At 39.1% G+C, this 22,758-nt stretch carries 21 protein-coding genes, 2 tRNA genes and 1 pseudogene; 18 read left to right on the top strand and 6 right to left on the bottom strand.

Annotated elements, in window-relative coordinates; genetic code table 11:
* Positions 1 to 4 precede the first annotated feature (4 nt).
* On the bottom strand, positions 5 to 1,267 hold the full coding sequence (locus E4T88_RS06125) for an ABC transporter permease (protein WP_135104595.1): 1,263 nt from the start codon (positions 1,265 to 1,267) through the stop codon (positions 5 to 7).
* A 404-nt stretch (positions 1,268 to 1,671) separates the two neighbouring features.
* Here E4T88_RS06125 and E4T88_RS18245 point away from each other — a divergent pair.
* Together E4T88_RS18245 and E4T88_RS06120 are read left to right on the top strand one after the other, a co-directional pair.
* Positions 1,672 to 1,977, top strand: a pseudogene (locus E4T88_RS18245) (SGBP N-terminal domain-containing protein); the annotation flags it as partial.
* A gap of 3 nt (positions 1,978 to 1,980) precedes the next feature.
* Positions 1,981 to 2,922, top strand: a complete 942-nt coding sequence (locus E4T88_RS06120; protein ID WP_497707119.1) for an SGBP N-terminal domain-containing protein — start codon at positions 1,981 to 1,983, stop codon at positions 2,920 to 2,922.
* Between the two features lie 95 nt (positions 2,923 to 3,017).
* Here E4T88_RS06120 and E4T88_RS06115 read toward each other — a convergent pair whose 3' ends face one another.
* From E4T88_RS06115 to ribH, 5 genes are all read right to left on the bottom strand, one after another.
* Positions 3,018 to 3,359 (bottom strand): hypothetical protein, encoded by a 342-nt coding sequence (locus E4T88_RS06115; RefSeq protein ID WP_135104594.1) that lies wholly within the window; start codon positions 3,357 to 3,359, stop codon positions 3,018 to 3,020.
* A 167-nt stretch (positions 3,360 to 3,526) separates the two neighbouring features.
* A complete protein-coding gene (locus tag E4T88_RS06110) occupies positions 3,527 to 3,964 on the bottom strand; it encodes a hypothetical protein (protein ID WP_135104593.1) in 438 nt (145 codons plus the stop codon).
* A gap of 743 nt (positions 3,965 to 4,707) precedes the next feature.
* Positions 4,708 to 4,780: transfer RNA gene (locus E4T88_RS06105), tRNA-Gly, on the bottom strand.
* A gap of 25 nt (positions 4,781 to 4,805) precedes the next feature.
* Positions 4,806 to 4,888: transfer RNA gene (locus tag E4T88_RS06100), tRNA-Tyr, on the bottom strand.
* 35 nt (positions 4,889 to 4,923) lie between these two features.
* Positions 4,924 to 5,421, bottom strand: a complete 498-nt coding sequence (ribH, locus tag E4T88_RS06095; RefSeq protein ID WP_135104592.1) for a 6,7-dimethyl-8-ribityllumazine synthase — start codon at positions 5,419 to 5,421, stop codon at positions 4,924 to 4,926.
* Positions 5,422 to 5,621: 200 nt separating this feature from the next.
* On the opposite strand from ribH, the gene dut reads away from it, so the two are divergent.
* From dut to E4T88_RS06015, 16 genes are all read left to right on the top strand, one after another.
* Positions 5,622 to 6,056, top strand: coding sequence for a dUTP diphosphatase (dut, locus tag E4T88_RS06090; protein ID WP_135104591.1), 435 nt, complete (start codon positions 5,622 to 5,624; stop codon positions 6,054 to 6,056).
* A 19-nt stretch (positions 6,057 to 6,075) separates the two neighbouring features.
* On the top strand, positions 6,076 to 7,857 hold the full coding sequence (locus tag E4T88_RS06085; protein ID WP_135104590.1) for a tetratricopeptide repeat protein: 1,782 nt from the start codon (positions 6,076 to 6,078) through the stop codon (positions 7,855 to 7,857).
* Positions 7,854 to 8,699: a lipoprotein insertase outer membrane protein LolB1 gene (gene lolB1 / locus E4T88_RS06080; RefSeq protein WP_135104589.1), complete on the top strand. Its 846-nt coding sequence runs from the start codon at positions 7,854 to 7,856 to the stop codon at positions 8,697 to 8,699. Before E4T88_RS06085 ends, lolB1 begins: the two co-directional genes overlap by 4 nt.
* Positions 8,696 to 9,997, top strand: a complete 1,302-nt coding sequence (locus E4T88_RS06075) for a murein hydrolase activator EnvC family protein (RefSeq protein WP_135104588.1) — start codon at positions 8,696 to 8,698, stop codon at positions 9,995 to 9,997. The genes lolB1 and E4T88_RS06075 overlap by 4 nt, the downstream gene beginning before the upstream one ends.
* 5 nt (positions 9,998 to 10,002) lie before the next feature.
* Positions 10,003 to 10,731 (top strand): sugar 3,4-ketoisomerase, encoded by a 729-nt coding sequence (locus tag E4T88_RS06070; RefSeq protein ID WP_135104587.1) that lies wholly within the window; start codon positions 10,003 to 10,005, stop codon positions 10,729 to 10,731.
* Positions 10,721 to 11,656: a GNAT family N-acetyltransferase gene (locus tag E4T88_RS06065; RefSeq protein WP_135104586.1), complete on the top strand. Its 936-nt coding sequence runs from the start codon at positions 10,721 to 10,723 to the stop codon at positions 11,654 to 11,656. The genes E4T88_RS06070 and E4T88_RS06065 overlap by 11 nt, the downstream gene beginning before the upstream one ends.
* Before the next feature lie 87 nt (positions 11,657 to 11,743).
* Positions 11,744 to 13,429, top strand: a complete 1,686-nt coding sequence (locus E4T88_RS06060) for an amino acid permease (RefSeq protein ID WP_135104585.1) — start codon at positions 11,744 to 11,746, stop codon at positions 13,427 to 13,429.
* A gap of 78 nt (positions 13,430 to 13,507) precedes the next feature.
* The gene (gene rlmB, locus E4T88_RS06055; RefSeq protein WP_135104584.1) at positions 13,508 to 14,248 is read left to right on the top strand and encodes a 23S rRNA (guanosine(2251)-2'-O)-methyltransferase RlmB; all 741 of its coding nucleotides are present in this window, start codon (positions 13,508 to 13,510) and stop codon (positions 14,246 to 14,248) included.
* Between the two features lie 26 nt (positions 14,249 to 14,274).
* A complete protein-coding gene (locus E4T88_RS06050; RefSeq protein WP_135104583.1) occupies positions 14,275 to 14,652 on the top strand; it encodes a RidA family protein in 378 nt (125 codons plus the stop codon).
* Between the two features lie 74 nt (positions 14,653 to 14,726).
* Positions 14,727 to 15,773, top strand: coding sequence for a bifunctional diaminohydroxyphosphoribosylaminopyrimidine deaminase/5-amino-6-(5-phosphoribosylamino)uracil reductase RibD (gene ribD / locus E4T88_RS06045; RefSeq protein ID WP_135104582.1), 1,047 nt, complete (start codon positions 14,727 to 14,729; stop codon positions 15,771 to 15,773).
* A 93-nt stretch (positions 15,774 to 15,866) separates the two neighbouring features.
* A complete protein-coding gene (locus tag E4T88_RS06040) occupies positions 15,867 to 17,249 on the top strand; it encodes a DUF6242 domain-containing protein (RefSeq protein WP_135104581.1) in 1,383 nt (460 codons plus the stop codon).
* A gap of 88 nt (positions 17,250 to 17,337) precedes the next feature.
* Positions 17,338 to 18,042: a type IX secretion system protein PorG gene (porG, locus tag E4T88_RS06035; RefSeq protein ID WP_135104580.1), complete on the top strand. Its 705-nt coding sequence runs from the start codon at positions 17,338 to 17,340 to the stop codon at positions 18,040 to 18,042.
* A 17-nt stretch (positions 18,043 to 18,059) separates the two neighbouring features.
* Positions 18,060 to 18,809 carry an undecaprenyl pyrophosphate synthase gene (gene uppS, locus E4T88_RS06030; protein ID WP_135104579.1) on the top strand — a complete coding sequence of 250 codons (750 nt, stop codon included), beginning with the start codon at positions 18,060 to 18,062 and terminating at the stop codon, positions 18,807 to 18,809.
* A gap of 67 nt (positions 18,810 to 18,876) precedes the next feature.
* On the top strand, positions 18,877 to 21,552 hold the full coding sequence (locus E4T88_RS06025; RefSeq protein WP_135104578.1) for a BamA/OMP85 family outer membrane protein: 2,676 nt from the start codon (positions 18,877 to 18,879) through the stop codon (positions 21,550 to 21,552).
* Positions 21,553 to 21,641: 89 nt separating this feature from the next.
* Positions 21,642 to 22,157, top strand: coding sequence for an OmpH/Skp family outer membrane protein (locus E4T88_RS06020; protein ID WP_006843849.1), 516 nt, complete (start codon positions 21,642 to 21,644; stop codon positions 22,155 to 22,157).
* Positions 22,158 to 22,212: 55 nt separating this feature from the next.
* Positions 22,213 to 22,716, top strand: a complete 504-nt coding sequence (locus tag E4T88_RS06015) for an OmpH/Skp family outer membrane protein (protein WP_135104577.1) — start codon at positions 22,213 to 22,215, stop codon at positions 22,714 to 22,716.
* Positions 22,717 to 22,758: the final 42 nt, after the last annotated feature.

Here is a 22,758-nt window from a genome sequence, read left to right as displayed (position 1 = left end):
TTTTTTAATTCTCAGTATTTAATGACTCTACGATTTCTGCTTTGGCTATTCTCCATGCAGGCAAGATGGTAGACAGGATATTAATGAGCAGACAAACTAATATGGCGGCAACAAAAAGAGTAGGTTTCAGAATCATAGACCAATGCACGTTAACATCGGGATACCCCAACAAACTATCTTTCGCCATATATAAGAATAAGATAGACACCCCCACCCCGATAACACTTCCGATAAAGGTGATTGCAAAATTCTCTATAATAAGTTGCCCGATAATCTTTGTAGATGTTGCACCAAAAGCCTTTCTCAACCCAATCTCGGGGCTTCGCTTTTTTATTTGAGAAAACATAATACCCAAGAGGTTAAATATAGGCAAGAAAAGAAATAAAGCAGCAAGCGAGAGCATTCCCGAGAAATTGCCATCCAGATGGTCGCCCTGCACATAGTAAAACATGCGCTGAATACTCGTAATGGGTTGCTTCCATATATTGGCTTTGAATTCTTTCTGTCCCGAATTAAAAGTAGCCACCCTACTTTGGGCTTCTTGGCGTATGGCATCAAAATCACTCTTAGATTTAGCTAATATAAATACGTGAAACTCACCACCTATCCCTTCGGTAAAGTCAGCCTTCATCACCTCATCATTCAGCGAATAAGGAGTCCAGATTTCACCATAGGCTTCACTTACGGCATCACTTACAGAAGCTACAACTCCTAAGACTTTATAATCGACATAGTCTAATTGTATGGTTTTACCGGCAACATCTGTTGTTCCGAAAAATTCTCGTGCCACTTTATCACTTATCACGGCTACCGGCATAGCCGAAGCAAACATTGACTCTGTATAAGAGGTTCCGTTTATAAAATGGAAATCGAATACTTTCCAAAAGTTTACATCCGTTCCTCTTACATCACATTCCCTGATCTTTTTATTGCCCTGAACCGAGGCTTGCTTTTGTGTCACACTAGAGGTAACAGCTGTCACTAGCTCCGGAGTTGTCATTTTATAAAAACACTGCTGCACGATATTATATCCCATTCCGCCTCCACTATACCCTACATTATCTTTATTAAGACCTTCTATTACGTCTATATAAAGCATTCTATCTCGTTCCGAAACCGGTGAAAAAGAAGCCGTTTTTATCTGATAAGTCAAGACCAAAATCATCATTGTGGCTACAGCTAAAACAGTACCCAAAATAGTAAAAAAGCCTACTAGAGGATTTTCCCTCAGCCCGGCGATTGCTTGTTTAAAATACTGCTTATACATACTCAATGCTTTTTATTTTATTACTGCTCTGTAAAACGAACAACAAAATAGAGTTGCTTATATTTATCCTCATACATTATTACTTAATCATCGGTCGATATATTTATTTCAAAGTATATAATCAAACGTCCTGCCAAAAATATAAATACCTAATAAACAAATAAATAAACAACTAATTAGTGTTCGATTTCGGACACTTTGTACGATTATGCTTTATCAAATTCGAAAATTACAATAAAAACAAACACACAAATAGTTCGCTAAACAACCTTAAAGTTTTAAATTTGCATAACCATCGTTCATGTCAGATACACAAAAGTACCCGACAACCTAACCGCTAATTGAGAATTAAGCATATAGAAATTAGCAGAGCCTAATACCTCTAAAATTTAAATTTTCTAATCATGAGACTAAAAAAAATCTTGTATCTGATATTATTGATTGCAACAGCTACAGCCTGCGATGACGATACCCAAAGTAACATTAAAGAGATCCGAGCTTTTAGTGTAAACGCTATAGAAGCTACAATAGACCAAACAAATAAAACGGTAAGACTAACCCTGCCGAAGGGAAATGACTTAAAAAAGATAAAGCCAACGATTAAAGTATAGCCCAAATCATCCATCAGCCCGAATTCAGATATGGAACTGGATTTCACCAATCCTGTAAAATACACAGTAACGGCAGAGGATGGCTCTCAGCAAGAGTATCTTGTGACGATAACCACGGCAAAATCATCAGATAAATACATCCTTGTTTTCAAGATCGGTCAGAACTCAGGCGACGTAGATTGGCAAAAAAACACGGTAGACGCCGAAGTTCCTGTGGATACAGATTGGACTAAAATAACTCCTACAATAACAGTATCGGAAGGTGCGACAATATATCCTGCTTCGGGAACAGAAGTTGATTTTACGAATCCCGTAAAATATACTGTTACAGCAGAAGACGGCAGCAAGGTTGAGTATGTGGTTACAATATATGATGCTATTTCAAGAGCCACCCCCGTTGCAGTAACTACAATGATAGAAACAGTGAATAAAGAGTCAACCCGCTATTATTTTTCATACAACTGGGCAAGAGAAATACAAGAATATGCCACCGGGCATTCAGCACCACGACTTATAACCAAATTTATCTACGACAAGGGAAAAGTAAGTGAGATACTCATTACTGAAGAAAACGAGCCGGAAGCAATAAGTGTTATATCCGATCTGAATGTTACCTATCCCGACAATAATACGGTTAACCTCACTGATAAAGCAACAAATGCGGTATCTAAAATAAAATTGAATGATTGGGGAAAGGTAACCGAGTATACAAAAAGCAATGGAGATACCGAAAAATTTGAATATGACAAACAGGGAAATATAATAAAGTATACGCACGCAAACGGAGACTTCGAAACAATGACTTTCGAAAACAGAAACGGTGCATTTAAAGACAGTTTCAAGCAACAATGGTTATCCCTGTTTACAGTATCACCTACCAAGGCAAATCCTCAACAGATTACAACTGTAACTACATACACCAAAGACGGACAACTTAAAGAAACAATAAATTATAAAAATCAATACAACATCACATACAACCTCTACCACTATTCTTATACAAGTGAAGGTGTAAAAACAAGCGTCAGTTTCTTCTACGAATAATAAATACAACAAAAGCGATTTCAAACCAAAAATGTAATCGCTTTTGATATGTCCTTAACACTTAGCTATTGAAGCTAAGTCCGCATCGCATACAATTAATTATGCCCGGAATGAGGCACAGGCACAACAACAGGTACAGGAGTCCTATTGGGAGTACCGGCAAACCATTCTACTAATTTATCATTCAGAAAACGAATTGTATAGCTATTTCCATACAAGTTGTCGGAGTATGCAATTGTCTCCAAGTCACCCTCGGGAACCGCAACAGCCTCAAGGTGTGTATAGCTCGTACCCAACACATTCACAACCTCTTGCTTGGTCATACCCAATCTGAGTTGTTTTACTTTCGAGTCTAAACTCCACACTCCACAAGAACATAGAGCAACCGTACAGAATAAAATAAACAGGAAGAATTTATTCAGTAGTATCCTTTTCATAGTATGTATTTTTATGATGTATCCTTGTTATTAAGACAAAAATACGAAGAAAAGGTTTAAATGTAAAAGTTTTAAAAATATAGTAAGAAAAATAACAAACAAGAATTTATCCTTCCAGTTTGTTTTGATTCTTATAAGATATAACAAACCCTCTTGGGATTATATTATTATGATTCTAACAATCCGGAAATTTCATTATTCGCCAATATCATGTTATCAAGAATTTTCTCCAAATTATTCTTCAATTCTCGCGAAAAACTATTCAATAATTGCAGATGAATTTCAACATGACAATCGTCATCGATACCCAGAATTGTTTTAATACCTTTATATTTCAAATTAATATTTGCTGCAATATTAAGCATCTCCCCTCTCTTGTCTTCGGGTAGTTCGTAGCTATGCAGGTTATAAAGGATCAGGCTGAACATTTCAGTCTCTAAAGGTATACAAACTACATTCTCGATATCGGCTCCAACAACATTATGAAGCGGACGAATACTAAATGTATTTCCGTTATAAATAAAAGTGATAAAGCGATCAACATGACACTCAGGAAATAAACCTCTCTCTTGTAAACAATTGTAGAATTCATTTTTAATGTCCATTTTTATTTTATTTACGCCTTTCTGTTCCCCTCGAAAGACAGGATAAATATATATGGAAGCGTGGGAATCAGCCGTACTATCACATTCAGAGGTATCGCCAAACACCCATCGCATAGATAGACAACTAACCCCACGCTCATATATAATTCATACTAAAAAACGTATAAACCAAATGAACGTGAGAGCCAATTGCTACTACCCCTATGCGATTAAAATTTGGCGATTTTCCGAATATGGGATAATACCTTAACACTTCTCGTTTAAAATCTATATAATCCCAATACAATCCGCTGACAGATTAGAATTAACACAAATTTAGACGAAATGCGCGACCCTTCAAAATATTTCAAATCAATAGTTTCGATAAAAAACGAATTTGTTAAATTATCATATCAATATTCACTAATGAACAAATAGTTGGCTATACGCTTCCTTATAATTCTTTATTTTGCTTGCAATTTCACACAAAAAGTCACATCTCCAAACAGAAGACATACCCCCCCTTATTTAAATACTGAATTTGATATATTGGAAGAATTTCTGTAGACAGAAACATTGACAACTTTATTCACACTTCAGTAGTAAGCGATCTGCTTTTTGTAAAATTCATGTACAATCTCAATACCCATAATCGTGGTTGTGTTAACGTTCTTACAATACCCTGCTAACTTTACACCTAAAAGCAGTATTTTTTTAGGACAAAAAAAGCAACTACATTTCTGTAATTGCTTTTCTGTTATCAGAGCGGAAGACGGGGCTCAAACCCGCGACCCTCAGCTTGGAAGGCTAATGCTCTATCAACTGAGCTACTTCCGCAATGTATAATTTGCATCTCAAAAAGTGGGCAGTGAAGGATTCGAACCTCCGAAGACGTAAGTCAGCTGAGTTACAGTCAGCCCCAGTTGGCCGCTTTGGTAACTGCCCTTTTTGCTTTGCGGATACAAAGGTAATACTTTTATTTATTCCTCCAAATTTCTGCGGTAAAAATCTATCATTTTTATCGCAGTTATTGCGCATTCATCCCCTTTGTTACCATGCTTGCCTCCGGCACGGTCTATAGCCTGCTGCATGTCGTCGGTAGTTAAAAGTCCGAATATGAATGGAATATCATAGCGAATATTCATATCTGCGATACCTTGAGTTACGCCACTGCATACATAGTCAAAATGTGGAGTATCTCCTCTTACTACGCATCCGATAACGATAACGGCATCCACCGGCTTATTTTCTGCCAGATGTTTTGCGCCAAAAACAAGCTCAAAACTTCCCGGAACAAAGTCGATCAGAATATTTTCTTCTTTCACCCCATGCTTCTTCAATGTGCTATACGCTCCGTCAAGCAAAGGCTTTGTTATATTCTCGTTCCATTCCGATACCACGATACCGACTGTCATTTCTGTTCCACTGGGCACTGTAGCCGGATCGTACGATGATAAATTATGGTATGCTGTTGCCATTTTTTATATATTTTGTTAGGCTGCAAAGATACCGATTGTAAACAAATATCCAAAACTCAAAAAAGCTTTATCCATCAAAAGCTTTATCTAAAAACTTTAAACAACTTCTTTAATTCTTAATTTTTATCAATTAGCGAAGTAGATTGCAAAGATTTAACTAATTTCGCACACTATATAATAAGGTATTACAAATCATTGCAATGAAAGTAAAAATCATAAATAAATCGCAACATCCCCTTCCCGAGTATGCCACCCCTTATTCAGCAGGAGTAGACCTCAGGGCTAATATAGAAAATCCGATCACACTAAAACCCCTCGAAAGAACGATGGTTCCTACAGGGCTCTATCTGGAGCTCCCACAGGGCTACGAAGCGCAAATACGCCCTCGCAGCGGATTGGCAGCTAAACACGGATTGACCGTACTTAACTCTCCGGGAACAATAGATGCCGACTATCGGGGCGAAATCCGCGTTATCTTAGTCAACTTATCCAACGACAACTTTGTTATAAACAATGGTGAACGAATTTGCCAGATGGTTATAGCCCAGCATGCGCAAGTAGTATGGGAAGAAGTGGACTCGATCAGTGAGACTGAGCGTGGCAACGGAGGATTTGGGCACACAGGAAAAAAATAAAAAAGAACTATATTCTTATATGAAAAGAACTATATACAGCGTCCTTCTCTTCTTATTTGTTGTCTCAGCATTCTCCGATCTATCGGCACAGAAGAAGACTGTCAAAAACAGTGTCGTATCTCAAGCTCAAAACCTGCCGATGGCTAAACTGTCGGAAGATGACAAGCGCAAGTTTGACTATTACTTTCACGAGGCTATGAATGCCAAAGCGACAAGTAAATTTGACTCGGCATTCGACCTTTTGGGATACTGCTTGGCTATCGACTCTACGAATGCCAATGTGTATTACGAATTGGGTAACTATTACAATTCGCTGGATAATAAAAATAAGGCGTTGGATTTTTACCGTAAGGCTACAAGCTACGACGGAAGCAACTTCTATTACAACATGGCCTATGCAAGCCTTTGCTTAGAGTTTAAGCAATATAGCGACGCTATAGAACAGTTCGAAAAGCTTCTTGTATCCAACCCCGACAACTCGGACTTATATGTATATCTGTCGGAAGCCTATCGCCAGGATGGAAACATACACAAGGCGATATCGACCCTCGACAAGCTGGAGCAAATAGTAGGACTGAACGAAAAGATCAGCCTGCATAAGTACCAACTGTATACAGCAATAAAACAAGAGAGCAAGGCTTTTGCAGAAATACAAAAGTATATAGACAAATATCCGTACGAAATAAAATATCAGATATTGCTTGCCAACTTATACTTACAAGCGGGGAAAAATAATGAGGCGTACATGGTCTACAGCAAAGCAAAATCCATCGACCCCGAAGATCCTTATCTGATATCGTCACTTGCTGAATATTACGAAAGAACAAACAACAAAGAGGCAGCCGAAGAAGAACTTCACACAGCCCTTATGAGCCGCAAGATGGAGATCGACACCAAGTTGGCTATTCTGGCTCAGTATGTAGGCACTTTGCAGCAAAACAGACAGGACACAAAGGTAGCCAATCAGCTGTTCGACTCGTTGATGGTACAACATCCGCAAGAGCCGAAGCTGAACCTTATGTATGGCAATCTCCTGATGATGCAAAACAAAAAAGAAGAAGCTCGATTCCAATATCAGGTATTTGCAGAAGCCAACCCTACCAATCCTGTAGGATGGGAACAACTGCTGAGCACAGCATTTCCAGACAGTCTGGACATGACAATCAGAGTTTGTAAGCAAGCCATATCATACAACCCCGAACAACCTCAGTTTTACTTCTACTTGGGTATTTCGGAGTATATGAAAGATGATTATAATACTGCGCTGGAAACACTGCAAAAAGGAGTGGTATATGTAGACGAAGAAAACGTATCTCTTCTATCCGACTTCTACGGGCAAATAGGTGACTTGTATTACCACCTCAACAAGCTCGACAGTGCATTCCTTACCTACGACAAAGCGATAGAGTATAACCCTAACAACATGGGTGTACTCAACAATTATAGCTATTTCCTTTCCGTAGCCAGAAAAAACTTGGACAAGGCAGAGAGAATGAGTAGCGTTACGGTAAAAGCAGAACCAACAAACCCTACCTATTTGGATACCTACGGATGGGTATTGTTTGAGCAAGGAGCTTACACGATGGCAAAAATATATATCGAAAACGCCATAAAGTATAGCGAAGAAAAAAAGACAGAAATCAGCAGTGAGGTACTGGAACATTACGGCGATGTATTATACAAAACCGGAGAGACCGAAAAAGCACTGGAATACTGGATAAAGGCAAAAGAGAAAGGTGACAGCAAATCGAAAACGCTGGACAAAAAAATTGAAACAAAAACTTACTTTGTCGAAAAATGAAACTATCCAACAGATATATACTTATAGCACTTGTCACTCTGGCAATACCCTTTGCAATCAGCAGTTGCGGATCGAAAAAAGCACTGACTACAGGGGGCACATTGGCCGAGAAGAACAACAATGAAGTGATTGCCGACGCCCTGAAATCGGAGCTCGATTATAAAACGCTGACCACAAAGGGCAGCATCGAGTTCAAATCGGGCAAATCGTCACAAAAAGTTCCTGCGGTATTTAAAATAATAAAAGACAGTATACTTCAGGCTTCGGTACGAATACCGTTTATAGGAGGAGAGGCTATGCGCATCAACTTCACGCCCGACAGTATAGTTATCATAGACCGCCTAAAAAAACAATACATGGCAGAACGCTACAAAGACTCGAAAGTAGTTGCAGGCTTCGACTTCAATTACTACAACCTTCAGGCACTGTTTACCAACAGGTTATTTATTCCCGGATATAAAGAGGTCGTAAATAAAGACTTCGGAAAGTTTAAAGTTACCTCAACAAACGATACGTACCTGATGCAAACAAAAGGTAAAAGCGATTTGTTGTATAACTTCGAGGTTGATGCATCCGACAGAATTATATCTACCCTTATCAGTCAGGAAAAAAAGAATGTTTCCATCCAATGGGATTACAGCAACTTTATCAAAGACAACAACCATGTATATCCGACAAATATGGAAGCAAAGGTTAGCTTTGCAAAAAAACAAGCCAACATCAATATTTCATACGACAATCTGGATATAGATAAAGACTTTAGTGTAGATACATCGATTCCTTCTAAATACAAAAAAGTTGGATTTTCGGATATTATAGGAGCTTACATAAAATTGAAATGAGAAAAACACTTCTCTTACTCACACTCGTCATTAGTATTTCTTCTTTTGCTCAAACAGCCAAAATAAAAGAACTGGAGCAGCAAAGGAAAGATGCCCTGCGTGAGATTTCAAACACAGACAAGCTACTGCGTGAAACAAAGAAAACAACAACAAACCTGCTAGACAGAATAAAGCTGATCTCGAACCAAATATTTTCGCGCCAAAAAGTATTAGGACTTCTCGAACAGGAGGTGAGCGGTATCTCTGCCGAAGAAATACAGATAGGGAAGGAAATTGTAATCCTCGAAGCCGAGCTGAAAGCAAAGCAAGCCAATTACGCCAAAGCCATCGATGCCATGCAGCGCAACAGGCAAGGAGAAAACAAATTGCTGTTTATCCTATCGGGCAAATCACTCACCGAGTCGTACCGAAGAATGCGTTATCTGAGAGAATACTCGGAGTGGAGAAGCCAGCAGGCTGACGAGATTAAAGAAAAGAGCGAAACGCTCAAAGAAAGAAAAGAAGCGTTGAAGAAAGTAAAGACCGAAAAGGTGACGCTAATCAATCTTCGCTCTTCGGAACAAGACAAGCTAAAGAAAGAAGAAACAAATTATCAGCAAGAGGTTAGCGAAGCACAAAGCAAACAGAAAGACCTCCAAAAAATACTGACTCAGAAGAGAAATCAAGCCGAAGCCCTCGACAGACAGATAGCGAAGCTCATCGCCGAAGAGGTAGCCCGTCAGGAACGTGAAGCAAAACGAATAGCCGAAGAAAAAGCGCGTGCAGAAGCAGCGAAAAATAATAATGCGACAACGAATAATAAGAGTAAGAATCGGACTAGATCGAGTGAAAGCAGAACAACAACACGCACTCCGGTTGCCACTTCTACTCCCGAAAATATAACATTATCGAACAACTTTGCGGCAAATAAGGGTAGACTTCCCTACCCTATATCTGGAAACGCAACCATTACCACACGTTTTGGTACACACCAGCACAGCAAATGGAATGTAACCACCTCGAGCGGAGGTATAGACATCCGATCTCAAGCGGGAGCCGATGCCAAATCCGTATTTAATGGTGAAGTAACTTACGTAGCCGCAATTCCGGGATACAACACCTGTATCATTGTCCGTCATGGAAACTATTACACTTTCTATGGCAATATACAGAGCATATATGTGAAACAAGGTGATACCGTAAAAACAGGTCAGTCGTTGGGTAAAGTATATACCGATCCCGACACGGGCTACTCTCAAATGCACTTCCAACTCTGGCAAGGTACAAACAAGATGAATCCTGAACCTTGGCTAAGATAATGGATATGGAGAGAGACAGTTTTATCGAATTACCAACCATCACAGACCATCGGGGCAAGCTTACCTTTGCCGAAATAGGGCAGCATATACCGTTCGATATCTCTTGTGTTTCGCTGATTACGCAAAAGCAAGACTTAGAAAAGAACGAACAGATATTGATTGCTTTGCAAGGCGTTGTAGAAATATCCGTTCACAATAAAAGATATACACTCGATAAACCTCACCAAGCATTTTATACTCAAGACAAAGGCGAGATAAAATGCATATCGGAAAATGCAATAGGTTTGATTATATCATCTGATAAGAAATCTATAACTTCAACTAAAAAGGCTTCTTCGTCAAAAAAATATGCAGTATCAGATTGTGCGCTTATCCCTCTGGAGGAGAATAAAAATATAGCAAACTATATCCCCTTTACCGTAAAGCGGGTTTTCTATATCTATGATATCCCCGCAGGAGAAAGAAGAGGGATGCATGCCCATAAGCTTTGTCACGAAATACTGATCGCCATAAAGGGCAATTTCGAAGTAGAGTTGAATGACGGGATAAATAAAAAAACAGTCACCCTTGATAGCTCTTCTTACGGGCTTCATATTCCTCCGGGTATATGGGCGGTAGAGACAGAGTATTCGCCGAATGCAAGATGTATGGCATTAGCATCCGACGAGTATGATCCTATGAATTACATTCATTCTTATTCAGATTTCATCAAATACCGTCAGGATGGAAATTAAAATATACACGCCCGACTTCAAGCTCGAATGGGATAATTTTGTTCGCAATTCGAAAAATGGCACATTTCTTTTATATCGGGATTTTATAGAATATCACGGCAACCGCTTTAAAGACTATTCTCTACTCTTCTTCGAAAAAGGGAAATTGATTGCCCTTCTGCCGGGACATCTCGAAAACAAAGTGTTTTATTCTCACAAGGGATTGACATACGGCGGTATGATAATGAGTAAGGATACAAAAGCAAAAAATATATTATCTGCATTTGAATACCTGACCGTCACATTTCGCAGGCAAGGGATAAAGAAGATTGTTTACAAAGCTATTCCTCATATCTATCATCAGCAACCCGCAGAAGAAGACCTGTATGCCCTCTTTCGCAACAAAGCGGAGCTTACAGAACGGAATATATCATCGTCGATACTTATCTCCGAAAAAATAAAATATTCTGAACTCCGAAAACGAGGAATAAAAAAAGCAGAAAAGAGTGATCTGAAAGTAAAGAAATCTGACAATTGGGAAGGTTTTTGGAAAATCTTGGAACATAATCTGCAAACACGATACAACAAACAGCCGGTGCATTCTTTGGAAGAAATTCTTTTATTGAAAAAGAAATTCCCGAAAAACATACATCTCTTTACCGTAAAAAATGCGGATAAGGATATAGTTGCAGGCTGCCTTATTTTCGAAACCAAAACAGTTGCACATATCCAATACATTGCAGCATCAGACGAGGGAAAGAAAAAGGGAGCTACAGATTTGCTGGTAGACCATATAATAAGTGAAGCATATCCCGACAAGAAATACTTCGACTATGGGGTTTCCACCGAAGACAACGGATTGTATCTCAACGAGGGGCTCATAGAGCAAAAAGAAGGCTTTGGAGCGAGAGCCACAGTATATGACATTTATACAATCAATTTATAAAAATCAAAATTATAATTAGCGATATAAATTAAGCTTCCTGTTATATCTGCAAATTCTTTATAATATAGAAAAGGAATATTTACATAGATGAATTTAAATTCTTTTATAAGAAAAAAGAACATCGATAGCATCTCCGGCGAGGGCGATTCTATCGGCTCGGGAATGAAAAGAGTACTCGGTGTGAGAGACCTGACGCTTTTCGGTATTGCTGCGATTGTAGGCGCAGGTATTTTCAGCACGATAGGGCGTGCAGCTTTTCATGGAGGACCGGCAGTGTCGCTCCTTTTTGTTTTTGTTGCCATAGCCTGTATCTTCACAGCGTTGTGTTATGCTCAGTTTGCATCTATGATATCAGTGAGTGGAAGTGCGTACACATACACCTATGTGTCGTTAGGCGAAATATTTGCATGGACAATAGGCTGGGCACTGATACTCGAATATGCTGTATCAAATATGGTGATAGCAATTTCGTGGTCTGAATATTTCACCACCCTGCTGCAAGGGTTTGGCATACAGTGGCCCGACTGGCTCGCCATAGGATACGCCACGGCGTACAAAGCCCATAATGCAGTACTGCATGGAGGTACAGACCTGCCTGCACACATACTAAAGGCTGCCCAAATATATCAGAATGCCCCCGAACTTTTCGGCTCAAAAATATTGATCAACCTGCCTGCGGGACTTGTAGTTACCGCACTTACTTTTCTTGTCTTCTTGGGGATAAAGGAATCTAAAACGCTCAATAATTTATTGGTATATCTCAAAATAGGAATAATACTTGCCGTAATCCTTATCGGAGCATTTTTTGTAAAACCCGAAAACTGGTCTCCTTTTGCACCAAATGGCATACAAGGGGTTCTCGGGGGTGTGGCTGCTGTCTTCTTTGCCTTCATCGGCTTCGATTCGATATCTACCACAGCCGAAGAAAGCAAAAATCCACAACGGGACATGCCGCGTGCAATGCTCTACTGCTTGGGGATATGTACCATATTGTATGTTGCAATAGCACTTGTACTCACGGGAATGGTAAACTATAAAAACTTGGGTGTAGACGACCCTTTAGCATACGTATTCCAATTGGTAAATATGGACTTTGTGGCAGGGGTAATATCTTTTACAGCGATAATTGCCATCACAAGCGCAATACTCGTCTTCCAGATCGGGCAACCCCGTATATGGATGACAATGAGCCGCGACGGATTGCTATGGCCTAAGTTCTCGAAAATTCATCCCAAATATAAGACTCCGTCCTTCTCCACTATTATTACAGGGATTGTAGTCTGTATACCTTCATTGTTTCTCGACATGCAATTTGTAGTCGATCTTACCAGCGTAGGTACATTCTTTGCATTTATCCTTGTGTGTTCGGGAGTACTGTTTCTCGATCATAAAGGAGAAAGTAAAAAGGCTAAATTTAAGGTTCCCTACATAAATGGGCAATATATCATTTTTATATTATTCATAGTTGGAGTATCTTTGTTTATTGGTAAAACCGATTATACAGAAGTTATTGTCAGCAAACCCTTACTGATAGTCTTTTGGGCTATATGGTTGGGATTGTCTGTTGCGGCATTCAGGTATAAGTTTTCGTTGCTACCCGTATTGGGAATCCTTACCAATTTATATCTGATGACAGAGTTGGGATGGTCTAACTGGGTAATGTTCCTTATATGGCTTGCAATCGGATTGATCATATATTTTGGATATGGATACAAAAAAAGTAAATTAGCATTGCAAAGACGAGAGGTAGGCAACCCGAAAAATTTAGTATAACATTATCATTATCAACGAATAGTAGTTGCCACACATACAAAAAATAACAAATAGGTCTGCGACCCTAAATATAACAGAATGAAAGAGAAAGAAATGATTTTCGGCATACGTGCTATAATAGAAGCCATAGAAGCCGGAAAAGAAATAGATAAAGTAATTGTAAAACGTGAACTTCAAGGAGACCTTTCGAAAGAATTGTTTGCTTTGCTAAAATCACGAGACATTGCGGTGCAACGTGTACCCAACGAACGCCTCGACCGTTTTACACGCAAAAACCACCAGGGGGTAATTGCCTTCCTTTCGGCTATCACATACGAGCATATCGAAGATATTATTCCTTTCTTGTACGAGCAGGGGAAAGACCCCTTCATTCTAGTACTGGATGGAATCACCGATGTGCGCAACTTCGGAGCCATTGCACGTACGTGTGAAGTAGCGGGTGTAGATGCAATCGTTATACCGGCAAAGGGTAGTGTAACCGTAAATGCCGATGCCATAAAAACATCAGCAGGAGCATTGCTCAAAATCCCTGTATGCAAGGAGCAAAGCCTTACCAATGCAATTCAATTCCTGAAAAATAGCGGAATAAAAGTAGTTGCAGCCACCGAGCGTGGTGCTGATGACTATACATCTGTAGACTACTCAGGCCCTATAGCTTTTGTGATGGGTGCAGAAGACACGGGAGTATCGAACGACAATTTGCGAATAGCAGACAATCTTGTAAAAATACCTCAATTCGGCACAATAGGCTCACTCAATGTATCTGTTGCAGCCGGAGTACTGATTTATGAAGTGATACGTCAGAAGGGCATAAAATAATTTTCATCATTCAAACTCAGCATACAATGAAAAAAATAATTTCAACGAATAATGCACCTGCGGCAATAGGGCCATACAGCCAGGCTATAGAAGTAAATGGGATGGTATTTCTTTCCGGACAACTTCCTATCGATCCGGCAACGGGTGATTTTCCCGAAGGCGGCGCTAAGGAACAAACCGAACAATGTTTCAAAAACATTAAAGCGATCCTTACCGAAGCAGGTCTTACAACCGACAATATTGTAAAAACTACCGTATTGCTAAACGACATAGCTCACTTTGGGGCAATGAACGAGGTGTATGCTACACAGTTTTCGGGAACATTCCCCGCACGTTCGGCTTTTGCTGTCAAAGACCTGCCAAAAGGAGCATTGGTGGAGATAGAAGTAATCGCAGCCAAATAATATTTTATAAAAAAATCTTTACAGTAAAATAACCTCGTAATAATTGCGTTTCTCTGTTGTAGAAACTCAAAAGAATGACTGTTGACGAAAAATATATGTATCGTTGCCTGCAACTGGCTCTCAATGGAAAAGGATTTGTAAGTCCCAATCCGATGGTGGGTGCTGTAGTAGTTCACAACGATAAGATAATAGGAGAAGGCTTCCACCGTGAGTATGGCAAAGCCCATGCCGAAGTGAACGCCATCGCCAGCGTGAAAGACAAATCATTGCTCAAAGAGTCTACCATCTATGTATCACTCGAACCATGTGCACATCAAGGAAAAACACCTCCATGTGCACAACTGATTATCGACAACCAGATTCCGCATGTAGTAATCGCATGTCTCGACCCCTACCCTGCTGTTTCGGGACGAGGAATAAAGATGCTGCAAGATGCCGGTATAAAGGTTGATGTAGGAATATTGGAGCGGGAAGCATGGGAGCTAAACAAAGAGTTCTTTACCATACAAACAAAAGGCAGACCATATATATACCTCAAGTGGGCACAGACTCAGGATGGTTTTATAGACAAAGCCAGAGGCGAGAAAGACATTCCTCAGCCAACGCCGATATCGAATGAGTTTTCGAAAATGCTTGTACATAAGAAAAGAGCAGTTGTTCCTGCAATTATGATAGGTACAAATACGGCAATAAAAGACAATCCGTCGCTTACGACACGACATTGGTATGGAAAAAACCCCGTACGTGTCATACTCGACAGGCAAGGACGCATACCGCTCGATTATACGATTTTTGATGGAAAAGTAGAAACGCTTGTATTCACCGAAAAGGAGTCTTTTCCGAAGCTGGAGAAAGTTACTTTCATCCAAATTCCATTCGACGAAAACCTGTTGGAGAATATATTCACGACACTCAAAAAGCGGAAAATCATTTCGGTACTCGTTGAGGGAGGACAAGAATTGCTTCAAAGTATTATAGATAAACGATTGTGGGATGAAGCCTTCATAGAAATTTCGGGCATTACATTCAACAATGGAGTACGAGCTCCCATCATTGCGGGGCATATCTTAAATGAAATAAATTGGGGGGCTTCTAAACACATTCATATACGTTTAGCCTAACCATAAAATTATATAAATATTAGATTTGTTGACGCATAAGCCGAAATTCTTTCTATTTTTGCACATTGATATTGAATAAAACTGATTAAAATAATGAAGTTGAAGAAATTTTCTTACCTACTACTTTTCGTAACTTTTTCACTCATTGCATTAAGTTCTTGTAATGATAATAATACGACTACTACAACTGAAGGCGGTTCTGCCGATGCTCAGATTTATTCGTTCAAGTTGTCAGCCATAGCGGTATCTTCTATCGACTCTGTCAACTATCCTATAATGGCAAGCACCAAATTTTCAATCGATCAGAGTCGAAATCTCATTTACAACATAGACTCATTGCCATACAAAACAAAAATAAAGAAATTTGCCACAACGCTCACATATTCGTCTTACGGTATCGGTAAGCTTCAGCTTGTATATCCCGATTCTATTGCAGAATGGAACGGTACAGATTCTATCAACTATGCATTAAATCCTAAAATCAAGGTATATGCGGCAAATGGCCTTGACAGCAGAGAATATACAATCGATATACGAATACACAAGATAGACCCTGATACAATTATATGGCACAAGGTAGCCACACTACCAGATGCAGTTGGAATACAACAAAAAACAGTATTGAAAGATAACGATTTCTATACATTTACTATTGCAGACGGTAATCTAGCTGTATATAAAGCATCAAAAGGAGCTCTTGCATGGTCTAAAAATCCAATAACAACAGGGCCTTCGGCTGCAAATATTGTAATAGAAAGTATAACACTATTCAACAATACGTTCTATGTTGTAGACAAGAACAATCAATCATACAGTTCTAACGACGGTATCAATTGGACAGCCAAGAATAACGAAGTAAAAGCTATTTATGGCGTATTACCGGGAGCCACTGCAGCAAAAGATTCACTCTTAGTAGCTACGGAACAAGGCGGTAAATACTACTTCGCTAAAACAGCAGACATGCAAACGTTAGTTGTTGTGAAGAACTTAAGCAGCAATCCATTCTCGAACGAAATAAGCCAAAGCTTTCCGGTTTCAGATTTCTCTCCGGTTACTTTTATCAACAGGGCAAATCTGAGCAGCAATGTGCTAACCATCACAGGAGGTAGAGGGTTCAACAATCAGCAATCGAACCTCACATGGTCTTTACGTGCGGGAGATGACAATCTTCTGGAACTAGGTTCAAATCAAGTTAACTTACTATTCGGTGCGAATGACGGTATCAGTTGTTTCTCATACGACACCTACTTGTTTGCGCTAACCGGAAATATACTATATAAAAGTGACAGCATGGGCGTTAAATGGATTTTAGCTCCATCCAAAGAAAGTTTAAGTACAAGTATACCTAAAGCCTCGGGGCAATCGGTAATAGTAGATAGTGAGAACTATATTTGGATATTCGGCGGAATACCAAAAACAGGATCTACACCAGTCAAAGAGATTTGGAGAGGTCGCTTAAATCGTCTTAATCCGTAAGTTCCCCCAGATTAAAAACTGGCAGTCGATATACTTATTGTCTTACTTTTGCGTTAGATAAAGATAGATATTGAATAATAAATTTATAATGAGAAAAGAGATACTTTTAATTTTTATACTTATTTCAGCCTCTCTCTTCTCGTCTATCACACTCAACGCACAAGACGACTACAAATATGAGATTGGCGGAATGGCAGGCACATCCTTCTATATGGGAGATGCCAATAAGACAAAATTATATCAGAACCCGGGATTATCGGCCGGCGTTATTTTCAGATATAATAAAGACTTAAGATGGTCTGTAAAAAACAACTTTGTAATAGGCAAAGTATCGGGCGACACCAAAAACATGGGAAATAAATTTCCGCATGATCAGCAAGCATCCTTCAGCAGGATGTTTTACGAATTAGGAAGCCAGATTGAGTTCAATTTATTTAATTATAGTGATAAGTTCAGTTACCTTGGCACCAAACGGATAACACCATACGTGTTTACAGGTGTAGGAATAACTTTTGCTTCGGGAGAGAAGAAATTCTTAGATGCAAATATACCTATAGGCATCGGGCTGAAATACAAAATGAAAGATCGCTTGAATATAGGATTTGAATTCTCTTTCAGGAAATTATTCAGCGACTCATTTGACGTGACCGAGAAAAACAGTAAATTTGACCTCGATAGCCCTTATGGGATAAAAGGTAGCATATTCAAGAACAACGATTGGTATTCCCTTACAATGTTTACTATAACATGGGATTTCGGACGTAGAGTGTGTCCTTGCTTAAATTCTGATTAATTTAAAATAAAATATAAATGTCATATTTTGACCAAATAGATAAAACTAGAATACCCAAACATGTAGCCATAATCATGGATGGCAACGGGCGTTGGGCGAAAAGTCAAAATCTGGATCGCTCTTTTGGGCACAAAGAAGGCATTGTTGCTGTACGCAGAACAATTGAGGCAGCGGCCAAAGCCGAGATAGCCTATATAACCCTTTACACATTCTCTACCGAAAACTGGAAGAGACCCGAAGAAGAGGTTAAGGCACTGATGGCATTGATGATACAGGCTGTAGCCAACGAAACCCCTGATCTGATAAAAAACAATATACGGGTAAAGGTGATAGGTGATATAGACCGTTTGCCCGCGGACACACAGAAAGCGCTGGATTTCTGCTTGAATGAAACATCGGTATGTACAGGCACCACAGTTGTGCTGGCTCTGAGTTATTCTTCGAAGTGGGAATTGACAAAGGCCATGAAGACAATAGCGAGTGATGTGAAAGCCGGAAAAATAAAATTGGAAGACATCGAAGAATCTCTAATTCCAGAGTATTTGTCTACGAAAGGAATTCCCGATCCTGATATATTAGTAAGAACCGGAGGCGAGCTGCGCATTAGCAATTTCCTTCTTTGGCAAATAGCCTATTCCGAACTTTATTTCACAGATGAGCTTTGGCCCGACTTTAACGAAGAATCGTTATTCAAGGCCGTTGTAGACTTCCAAAACCGGGAACGCCGTTTTGGTAAAACCAGTGAACAGGTATCAACAAAACCATAAGTTCACAAAACAAGAGTAGCATTAATACTAATAAAAATATTATTCGATAATAATTCTTAGACCAAATATGTTAAATAAAGGTTTATTCTTTCTGACTGTTATTCTATGCCTTGTATCCACAGGAATACAAGCACAAGGGGTAGACAGCACCGAAATCAAAAATGTGAATAAGGCTCTTGAAGCAAATGTTCAGGATTTACCGCTAATTACATACAACTCCAGTAAGAAGTATGAAATTGCCGACCTTAAACTCACCGGTTTAGTGAATCCGATGTATGAAGATTACACATTGTTTGGTTTTGCACAGCTACAAGTCGGAGATATAATAGAGGTACCCGGCCCTGAAGTAACAAATGCAGTTCGCCGCTTTTGGAGACAAGGATTATTCTCGGATGTAAAAATTGCCGCTACAAAAATAGAAGGTAATAAAATATGGCTCGAAATCAACCTGAAAGAAAGGCCTCGTATTTCTGATATCGTGTATACAGGAATGAAGAAGTCGGAACGTCAGGATATCGCCGCTAAGGTTGGGATGGTGAAAAATCTGCAAATCACCCCATACCAAATGGACAGAGCCAAAACAATCATAAAAAAATACTTTGACGAAAAAGGATTCAACAAAGCAGAGATATCTCTGACTGAGACACCTGATTTGTCGAAAGAAAATCATGTTATTCTTAACATAGATGTAGTTAAGAAAAACAAGACCAAAGTGAACAGAATCACCATAGAAGGGAATGAAGAGGTAGCAACCAGAACGCTGGAAAAAGCGATGAAAAAGACCAGACATAAAAGCAATTTTAAGTCTTGGCTTGCCAACTTCCTCCGTTCTACAAAATATGTACCTGAAAGCTTTGAAGAAGACAAGAACAACTTGATAGCCAAATATAACGAATTGGGTTACCGTGATGCTACAATCCTTTGGGATACTGTATATACGGCTGATGCAGAAGGCAAACCTGACAAGGTAAACATCGACATAAAAGTTGATGAAGGTAAACAATACTTCATTAAAGACATCAAATGGGTAGGTAATACCGTGTATCAGACATGGCAATTGCAAACACAGTTGAATATGAAACCAGGTGATGTTTACAATCAGAAGAAACTAACCGAACGTCTTTCGGTAGACGAAGGAGCTGTGATGAATGTATTCTATCAAAATCATGGTTACTTATTCTCTAATGCCGACCCTGTAGAGGTGAACATAGAGAATGACTCTATTGACTTGGAGATACGTATTACAGAAGGTCCTGTAGCTAAAATCCGTAAAGTAACAATATCGGGTAACGATAGAGTATATGAAGATATCGTACGCCGCGAATTAAGAATAAAACCGGGAGCTCTATACAGTCGTGATGACATTATCCGTTCGATACGAGAAATAGCTCAAATGGGACACTTCGACCCTGAGCAATTAAATAATCCGAAAATAGAACCAGATCAAGATTCAGGAACAGTTGATGTAGGCTTACCTTTGGTATCTAAAGCAAACGACCAGGTAGAGTTTTCTGCGGGATGGGGACAAACGGGTATTATCGGTAAATTAAGTTTGAAGTTTACAAACTTCTCTTTGAAAAACTTATTCAACCCGGGTACATACAAAGGAATTATTCCTCAAGGTGAAGGACAAACATTGACTCTTAGCGCTCAAACAAATGCTAAGTATTATCAATCATATTCCGTTTCATTCTTCGATCCTTGGTTTGGAGGAAAACGCCCTAACTCCTTATCTGTAGGTGCTTACTATTCTCGTCAAACAGATATAAACAGCCGCTACATAAACAACAGTTATGGTTATTCTGCTCTAAGCAGCTATTATGGTGGCTATGGTAGTAGCTATGGTAGTGGTTATGGAGATTACAGCTTTGCAGCCGACCCGAACAAATCGATAACAATGATCGGACTATCGGTAGGCTACGGAAAACGTTTGACATGGCCTGATGACTATTTTACATTCCAAACAGAGTTGTCTTATCAAAGATATAGCATGAAAGATTGGGCATACTTCATCGTTAAAGATGGTATTGCAAACAACCTAAGCTTGAATCTTACATTGAGCAGAAGATCTACCGACAATCCTATATACACACGTCGCGGAACAGACCTATCTCTTAGCTTACAGGTAACACCTCCATTCTCGTTGTGGGATGGCAAAGACTATGCGTCGATGAAGAAAATCGATGGTTATTATGAGCCAAGCGAAAAATTCACATGGATAGAATATCACAAATGGAAATTTAAAGCAAGAACATATACATCATTATCAGATGTGGTGAAAACTCCTGTATTGATGACTCGTGCCGAATATGGATTTGTGGGTTATTTCAACAAAAATAAGAAATCTCCATTCGAAACATTCTATATGGGGGGTGATGGTATGTCGGGATATTCGAGCACATACGCAACAGAAACAATCGGACTTCGTGGATATGAAAACGGATCGTTGGGCACACAGGCCAGTGCATATTCTCGTCTGGCTCTTGAGTTAAGATATCCGCTTATCCTCGAACCATCGTCTACGATCTATCTACTTGGTTTTGTTGAAGCAGGTAACGCTTGGAGCGATCTAAATAAATTCAATCCATTCGATCTTAAACGTTCAGCAGGATTTGGAGCACGTATCATGCTACCGATGATTGGACTAATGGGTATAGACTGGGCATACGGATTCGACCCGATCAATGGATCTCGTGATAACAGCGGAAGCCAATTCCACTTTATCATTGGACAAGAGTTCTAAAAAGCCTTTTAACATTATTTATAAGCAAGTTACTAAACTAAAAGATTAACTGTGCGTCTAATAGATATAATACATTAAATTTGACAGTTATGAAAAGATTATTATTACTATTTGCTCTATTTATCGGAATTGCAGCCGGAAGCTATGCTCAGAAGTTTGCGTTGATAGATATGGAATATATATTAAAAAATATAAGCACGTACGAAACTGCTCAGGAGCAACTAAACGTAATGTCTAAAAAATGGCAGGGAGAAGTTGACAAGGTGCAGCAGGAAGTAAAAAACATGTACAAGTCGTACCAGTCTGACCTTGTTTTTCTATCGGGAGAGCAAAAGACTAAAAGAGAAAACGAAATTGTAGAAAAAGAAAAGAGTTTACAAGAATTGAATCGTAAATATTTCGGACCCGAAGGCGAACTTTTCAAGAAAAGAGAAGCCCTTGTAAAACCCATACAGGACGACATTTACAACGCAATAAAAGAGATATCGGAAGCCAAAGGATATCAGCTAGTGATGGACAGATCATCAGCTGAAAGTGTTATTTTTGCTTCCCCCCGAATAGATATAAGTAATGAAGTTTTAGCAAAGCTCGGATATTCAAAATAATTATTTATATTTGTCACCTAAATAAAGAATAACTAATCAAATAGACTTATACACTATGTTAAAAAAACTATTTTTATTGCTGCTGATTGTTGCTCCGGTTTCAATATTTGCACAAGATAAATTGGCATTTATAAATGCAGAAGAGGTGTTCTCTAAAATGCCGGAACTAAAAGAAGTTGAATCTAAACTTGCAACAAAAAGCGAAACGATAAGAAAAAATCTGACAGCTTTAGAAAAAGAGTACAACGATAAAGTTGAGGCTTTCAAGGGAGACACAACCGGACTTACCGAATCAATCGTACTTGACAGACAAAAACAGTTGGAAGATCTGCAAAACAGATATCAAACATTCTTGCAAACAAGCCAACAAGAATACGAAAAAGAACAACAAGCATTGATCACTCCATTGCAAGATAAATTGAGAAAAGCGATCAAAGATGTTGGCGACGAAAATGGCTATACTTATATCTTTAATTTTGCGGCAACTCTTTATACAAGCCCTACAACTGCTGTAGATGCTTCACCTAAAGTAAAAGCTAAATTAGGCATTACTAACTAATCTTCGTTAGTTATAAATCATACAAAAAAGCTCTGATAAAAT

Source organism: Dysgonomonas mossii, assembly GCF_004569505.1.
GTDB lineage: Bacteria > Bacteroidota > Bacteroidia > Bacteroidales > Dysgonomonadaceae > Dysgonomonas.
Note: the sequence above shows the minus strand (reverse complement) of the source record. Positions and strands in the feature narration are given on the sequence as shown.